Source organism: Carnobacterium sp. 1290_CSPC, assembly GCF_001053265.1.
Classification (GTDB): Bacteria; Bacillota; Bacilli; order Lactobacillales; family Aerococcaceae; genus Aerococcus; species Aerococcus urinaeequi.
This window is the reverse complement of sequence record NZ_JVVG01000104.1, coordinates 1-6,587: the sequence shown is the minus strand read 5'-3', so window position 1 is coordinate 6,587 and position 6,587 is coordinate 1. Positions and strand designations below refer to the sequence as shown.

Sequence of the window (6,587 nt, the reverse complement as noted above, 5' to 3'; positions counted from 1 at the left end):
CACAAAAATAGTGCCGATGAGACTCAATTGAATCTCACCAACACTATTTATTATAGAACCCATTTTCCAAAGGACTCAAGTTGTCTCTGATTAGGCAGCTTGGGTCTTTTTTTATCAAATTATGTAATTAAATTTCATTATAATAAATTTTTACAGGATAACTCCTAATTTATTGAAAAAATATTTCAACGTGCTATAATGAATTTGTATTAAAACGTTTTCAAGCAAAAAGAGCGCAAGTTAAAAGCTGAATGAGGTGAGTATATGTATGGTTTTTCCGTATATTTAAATGAAGCAATTGACAGTGATCACATCGAGCGCATGGTTGCTGCTGGTTTTACTGGTATCTTTACATCAATCCATATTCCAGAAGATGATCCCACCGCCTATCTAGATCGGATGCGAGACCTTGGCGCCATTGCGATGGCTTACGACTTGTCGCTAGTCGTGGATATTTCAGGGACCAGTCTCCATAAAATTGGTGGGTCATTTGAAGATATCAGGCCAATCATTGATCTAGGGATTACGGGTTTGCGGATTGATTATGGCATTGGTTTTAAAACGGTGGCTCGTCTAAGTCGTGAAATTCATATCGCTTTAAATGCCAGCACACTGACTCCACAAGATCTAGAGCAACTCCACTATTATCAAGCGGATTTAAGTCATATTACCGCCTGGCATAACTACTATCCCCGCCCAGAAACTGGCTTAGACATGGACACCTTTAAACGCCACAACCGGTGGCTGAAGTCGACGAGTCTTCGGACCATGGCTTTCGTCCCTGGTGATGACAAAACGAGGGGGCCCATCCACGCCGGCTTGCCGACGGTTGAAGCCCACCGAAGCCTGCATCCTTTGGCGGGAACCCTAGATTTAATCACTAATGGCCATATTGACGATGTCTATATCGGTGACCCAGCAATTTCACGGGATGCCCTTTTTCAATTTAAAGAATATATTGAAAAAAACCAGATTTGTTTAAGGGTGGAGAGTGAAAGGGACGCGGTTGCTGAACAAGTGGAATGGATTTTAGGTGACCATACTAATCGGCAAGATGCGGCAGCTTTAGTGATTAGAAGCCAAGAATCAAGACTACAATTAAGGTCAAATGACCCAATCAAAGCAGTGAATACTGATGCGCGACAATTTGGCGCTATCACTGTCGATAATGAAGGCTACGGACGCTACCAGGGTGAAGTGCAAATTTGTAAGGTCGATTTACCGCAAGATGAGAAAGTCAATGTGGTTGGTCAGGTTGTTCAAACAGATAAAAGCTTAATCCCCTATATTGGGCCCGGACAAACATTTAGATTATTGCAGAAGTAATGGAGGACGAAAAAGATGAGTGTAGAAATTAATCAGTTAACGACTGAGAAGCGCAATCCAAATACTATGCATTTGGACCAGATGTCAGTTGGTCAAGTACTTGAGCTGATGAATAAGGAAGACCAACAGGTGCCTGAAGCAATTGCTGAAGCACTTGGACAAATTGAAGCGGCGGTTGAAACGATTATTCAGTCGTTAAAAGCTGGCGGTCGATTAATTTACTTTGGGGCCGGAACGTCTGGTCGTTTAGGCGTCTTGGATGCAGCTGAGTGTGTACCGACCTTTGGGGTCTCACCAGACTTAGTGGTCGGCTTGATTGCTGGTGGTGACAAGGCCATGGTCGAAGCGGTTGAAGGCGCTGAAGATTCGCTGACTTTAGCGGAAGAAGATTTCAAGAAGTTGAACTTAAATGCCAATGATACTGTCGTTGGGATTGCTGCTTCTGGACGGACGCCTTATGTAATCGGTGGCTTGCAATACGCCCAAAGTATTGGTGCGAAAACGGTGTCTATTGCCTGCAATCAGCAAGCGAAGATTAGCCGTTTTGCCCAAATCCCTATTGAAGTAGATTGTGGGCCAGAAGTTTTAACTGGATCTACGCGGTTAAAAGCCGGGACAGCCCAAAAGTTGATTTTGAATATGTTATCGACGGTTTCGATGATTGGCATCGGGAAAGTCTATCAAAACTTGATGGTGGACGTGCAAGCGACCAATGAGAAATTAGAAGAACGGTCTAAACGGATCATTATGGCAGCAACTGAATGTTCATATGAAGAAGCAGCAAGCTATTTTGAAGCCGCTAATCACAAGGTTAAAGTAGCCATCGTGATGATTTTAACCAATTTAGATGCGACTGAAGCCAGCCAAAAAATTAATGCAGCCAATGGTTTTGTAAATCAAGTATTACAGTGATAAGGGGATGGGTATCATGGCTAAAACAAGTAATGAAGCACGATTAGCACAAGCAATTTACCAACATATAGGTGGTCCAGATAATGTCAGTAAAGTCTATAACTGTATGACTCGAGTCCGGATCAACATTAAAGATGACCAGCAAGTAGATATGGAAGCCTTGAAACAAGTAGATGGCGTCATGGGCGTTGTTGAAGACGGGGACACTTTACAAGTGGTTGTAGGTCCAGGGACGGCAGCCAAAGTAGCCACTGTTATGGCTGACCAAGGTCGTGTCCAACAAGGGCGTCAAGTTCATGAAAATCTTGATCAAGATTTAACTTCAGGGCGTTCTGAAGCTGAACGAATCACTGCAGAAAATAAAAACAAACAAAAAGAAAAGAACAATACACCTTTTAAACAAGCACTGAAAGTGATTGCGTCGATCTTTGTGCCTTTAATTCCAGCCTTCGTCGGAGCCGGTATTATTGGTGGTATCGCGTCAATTATTCAAAATATGCTGACGGTTGGTGCATTAGAGCCGGGTATGTGGGACAACATTTTTCTTGTCCTTAAAATCCTTCAAAACGGGTTATTTGCCTACTTAAACATCTACATTGGTATTAATGCTGCCCGGGTATTCGGTGCAACAGAAGGCCTTGGTGGGGTTGTCGCAGGGGTTACTTATTTAACTGGTATGTTACCTGAAGCGCCACTGCCAAATATCTTTACAGGTGGCGACTTAGCGGCTGGTCAAGGTGGAGTCATCGGAGTTATTATCGCCGTTTACCTATTGTCACTAGTTGAGAAAGGCTTACGTAAAGTCATTCCGGATGCCATCGATATCATTGTGACCCCAACCATTTCCCTATTAGTTGTTGGGATGATGACCATCTTCTTGATTATGCCGATTGCAGGTTTCGTATCCACTTCACTTGTTGGTGCCATCAACTGGGTATTACAAGTAGGTGGCGCAGTCGCCGGCTTTATCCTTGGGGCAAGCTTCCTTCCGCTAGTAATGTTTGGCCTGCACCAAATCCTGACCCCTATCCATATTGAAATGATTGCGGCTACAGGTAAGACCGTACTACTACCAATCCTTGCTATGGCGGGTGCCGGTCAAGTAGGTGCCGCCTTCGCGCTTTGGTTAAAATGTCGCCAGAACAAGCAATTAACCAACATTATTAAAGGGTCTCTACCAGTAGGTATTCTAGGTATCGGTGAATCCTTGATATACGCGGTAACTCTGCCCTTAGGTCGTCCTTTTGTTACAGCCTGTCTAGGTGGTGGAATCGGGGGTGCTGTCCTTGGGGCAATCGGTGGCGTTGGTGCTACTGCCATTGGACCATCAGGTGTCGCCTTAATTCCATTGATTGCTGACGGACAATGGCCAGCATACGTGATGGGTCTTGTCGCAGCTTATATTGGTGGCTTCATCCTGACATACTTCTTCGGTGTGCCCCAAACTGCCCAAGAAGCCAGTGAAATTACTGGATCGCCATCAAATACCATGGATGGCTTAGACAATTTATAGTAAGATATGAATAAGTGGAAAAGGGCTGTCAACTCCTTGCTGGCAGCCCTTTAAATTTGTGAAATGATAGACGATAGAGAGGTGCCAAGATGGCAAGAAATGTCCTTCAAACAATCAACGAAATGCTGAAAGACTTACCCAAATCTGAACAAAAGATTGGTCAACTTGTTTTAGAGCGGCCAAAAGATGTTATCCAGATGAACGCGACCGAGCTCGCAAAAGAGGCCAAGTCAAGTCCAGCGGGGGTTATCCGTTTTTGCCGTTCGATTGGGATCAGTGGCTTTACCGCGTTAAAACTCGCTTTATCTGCACAAACAAGTCAAAGAAGTGATTTAAACTATACGGATATTGATGCAGACGAAGGTTTAGATACCATCAAAGAAAAGTTGGCAACCAATGCCAGTGTAGTCTTCGCCGATACCAATGTCAGTCTTTTAAACCAAGATATCGATCAAGTTACGGACTGGATTTTGGCTAGTCCAGTGGTCTTTTTATATGGGCTCGGTGCATCAAATATTGTAACCCAAGACTTCCGGCAAAAGTTTACCCGGATTGGTAAGCAAGTCATGGTGACCCAAGACCAACACGAACTAGTCGCAGCCATGGCCATTGCCCAAAAAGACTCACTATATATTGGGATTTCCAATTCAGGTGAAAAAGCTGAAGGAACCAGCGTTATGAAGATGGCCAAAGAACTCGGTTTAAAAACCGTTTCTTTAACTAAATCAGGTGCCAATACGCTTGCCAATTTAGCCGATATTCCCTTACATACGGCTGATACCAAGGAGGCTTTGTTACGGAGTGGGGCAACCATTTCCCTGTTAGCCCAGCTTTATGCCATTGACCTGCTGTTCTTTTCTTACATGATGAAAAACTATGACACCCATGTTCAAAACTTGGCCTTAACTAAAGATGCAACCAACGCAATCGAAAGCTTTTACCAAGATTAAAGAAAGATGCTAAATAACGACAGCACATATTTAAAACTGAAAGCAAATTTCTGCTAAGTAGACTAGCTCTTTTCCGAAGGGCTAGTTTTTTTCTTTAATCATTCAGCTTTGCGAAGAGTGGTCATTTTCAAAGAGATTTAATCGTCTTTTAATAAAGGACAAAATTTGCTAAGATAGTAGGTATAAACTTGAAAGAAAGAGGTTGAAGTCAGGTGCTAAAAATATATGGCTTAAAACAATGTTCCACAACACAAAAGGTGAAAAAACACTTGGAAGATCAACGGTTAACCTTTGGAGAAATTATCGACATCCGTGATCAACCACCCGTGGCTGAAGAAATTGCCTGGGCACTGGACCAAGTGGACGGTAAATATACCAAAATATTAAACACATCTGGTGGTTTGTACCGTGAATTAGGCTTAAAAGACAAGCTAGCGGATATGCCAGAAGAGGCCTTTTTAGCCTTACTGTCTGAACAGGGTATGTTAATTAAACGACCATTAATTGTAGGTGACCAAGTAGCTACAGCAGGGTCAAAAGTCGACTTTCTGGACCAGGTCTGGTTAAGCAAATAAGGCTAGGAAAATAAGGTCAAAACAAGGGAAATTATAGGATAAAGGTTCTCGGAGGGGTTTTATTGGAAATTGAAGCGTTAAAGGATTTAATTGCAGGGCAAGAAAGTGACATGTTCGCCTTTTTAGAAGAATTGGTGAATACGGAATCAGGCATTGATCAAATTTCTGGTGTCAATCAAGTTGGGACAATTATCAGCCAATGGTGTGAAAATATTGGCATGACCACCCGGACCATTCCCCATGACCAAGCAGGGGACTTGTTGATTGCTGAATATAAAACAGCCGAAAACAAGGGCCAGCAACCCATCGTTTTATCTGGGCATGTGGATACGGTCTTCAATGCTGGTGTAACCAAAGACCATCATTTCCGTATATTACCGGATAAACCAGGATTCGCAAAGGGTGCCGGCCTGATGGATATGAAGGGTGGCCTTGTCATCGCCATGTACGTAGTGAAAAACCTGATTGAAATGGGCTATCAAAAACACCCCCTAAGTCTAATTTTTATACCAGATGAAGAAACCCTCCACCGGTATTCAGATACCCGCCAAGAAATGATTGGAGAATTACAGGACGCAGCCTTAATGCTGAACTTTGAACCCACACCAACCTTTGATGAAATTGTGGTCGGCCGTCAAGGTGGTATGATGATGAACGTAACCGTCGAAGGGGTCCAAGGTCATTCCGGTATGGAAGTTGAAATCGGCCGGTCAGCCGTTGCGGAATTAGCTCAGAAAGTCGTTACCCTAGAAGCATTAACCGATATCAAACGCAAGAAATTGATCAATTGCGGCATTATCAATGGGGGCGTTTCAGCCAATACCATTCCAGGTTCTGCCAAAGGAAACTTCTCACTGAGATTCCCAAACCAGACCATTAAAGAGGAAATGATCGAGGACATCGAACGCGTTATTGCTGAACCCTATATAGCAGATACAGTGACCACATTTGAAATCGAATCTGGCGTAGATGCCATGGTTTACACCGAAAAAGTCGATCAATTAGCAGACCATTACTTAGCCTCGGCTGACAAATTGGGTTACGGTCCCCTAGTTAAAGTCGAAAGCCAAGGCGCATCCGACGCCTCTCTAGCATCCCTTGTAGACATTCCCGTTGTTGACGGCTTGGGCATTGTGGGGACAGGTGCCCACACCCTTGAGGAAGAAGCCGATTTGACCTCACTTAGACCAAGAGTCGCACTATCCATTCAAGCCATTTTAGATTTATAATAAACTAAGCAAACCAAATAACGGCTCTTCGTCAAATAGGACTGATGAGTAATATCTGCCAGGTAATCATTAGATTACCTGG

The 6,587-nt window shown here is 43.5% G+C and carries 6 protein-coding genes; all 6 read left to right on the top strand.

Going from position 1 to position 6,587, the window contains the following annotated elements:
• The first annotated feature begins 264 nt into the window (after positions 1–264).
• The 6 genes from AC973_RS08710 to AC973_RS08685 all read left to right on the top strand — a co-directional run bounded on the left by AC973_RS08710 (position 265) and on the right by AC973_RS08685 (position 6,505).
• Positions 265–1,326: a DUF871 domain-containing protein gene (locus AC973_RS08710; RefSeq protein WP_048729652.1), complete on the top strand. Its 1,062-nt coding sequence runs from the start codon at positions 265–267 to the stop codon at positions 1,324–1,326.
• Between the two features lie 15 nt (positions 1,327–1,341).
• Complete coding sequence (gene murQ / locus AC973_RS08705) at positions 1,342–2,238, top strand: N-acetylmuramic acid 6-phosphate etherase (protein ID WP_048729650.1); 897 nt, start codon at positions 1,342–1,344, stop codon at positions 2,236–2,238.
• A gap of 16 nt (positions 2,239–2,254) precedes the next feature.
• Positions 2,255–3,751, top strand: coding sequence for a PTS transporter subunit EIIC (locus AC973_RS08700; RefSeq protein WP_048729648.1), 1,497 nt, complete (start codon positions 2,255–2,257; stop codon positions 3,749–3,751).
• Positions 3,752–3,840: 89 nt separating this feature from the next.
• Complete coding sequence (locus AC973_RS08695; RefSeq protein WP_048729647.1) at positions 3,841–4,701, top strand: MurR/RpiR family transcriptional regulator; 861 nt, start codon at positions 3,841–3,843, stop codon at positions 4,699–4,701.
• Positions 4,702–4,913: 212 nt separating this feature from the next.
• Complete coding sequence (locus AC973_RS08690; protein WP_048729645.1) at positions 4,914–5,276, top strand: Spx/MgsR family RNA polymerase-binding regulatory protein; 363 nt, start codon at positions 4,914–4,916, stop codon at positions 5,274–5,276.
• A 62-nt stretch (positions 5,277–5,338) separates the two neighbouring features.
• On the top strand, positions 5,339–6,505 hold the full coding sequence (locus tag AC973_RS08685) for a M20/M25/M40 family metallo-hydrolase (RefSeq protein ID WP_048729644.1): 1,167 nt from the start codon (positions 5,339–5,341) through the stop codon (positions 6,503–6,505).
• Positions 6,506–6,587: the final 82 nt, after the last annotated feature.